Origin of the sequence: Hungatella sp. SL.1.14 (assembly GCF_024460495.1) — a bacterium.
GTDB lineage: Bacteria > Bacillota > Clostridia > Lachnospirales > Lachnospiraceae > Hungatella > Hungatella hathewayi.
The window spans coordinates 1-291 of sequence record NZ_JANFYJ010000481.1; the positions used below are offsets into that span (position 1 = coordinate 1).

Below are 291 nucleotides of genomic sequence, written 5' to 3' on the forward strand. Positions count from 1 at the left end.
CATTAAAAGATATGTCGGTGAACCATGTCCCTTTTGATGGTGCGTCCTTTTCCGGAGTCCTGGCGAAGGGCGCTGAAATATGTAATTGGTATAACAATAACGTGCTTAGAAATCCTGTAGAAATAACCGGTGACGGATTAAGAATGGCATACTCTACGGCGAATTTACAGTTTAACAAATTTTGTCCGAAAGAGTCGATAACGTTTTCTCCGTTCAAGACCGTAAGAGTATCTATCAAATTTAATGGATCGTCAAGAGGCAAGGGGCATGCCGCTTTGATGGTATATCGTT

Annotated in this window: 1 protein-coding gene; it reads right to left on the reverse strand. The window is 41.6% G+C overall.

Translation table 11 applies throughout. The features are described 5' to 3' along the window. Positions 1 to 291: hypothetical protein (locus tag NE473_RS33340; RefSeq protein WP_256265711.1), on the reverse strand; the 291-nt coding region annotated here is incomplete at both ends.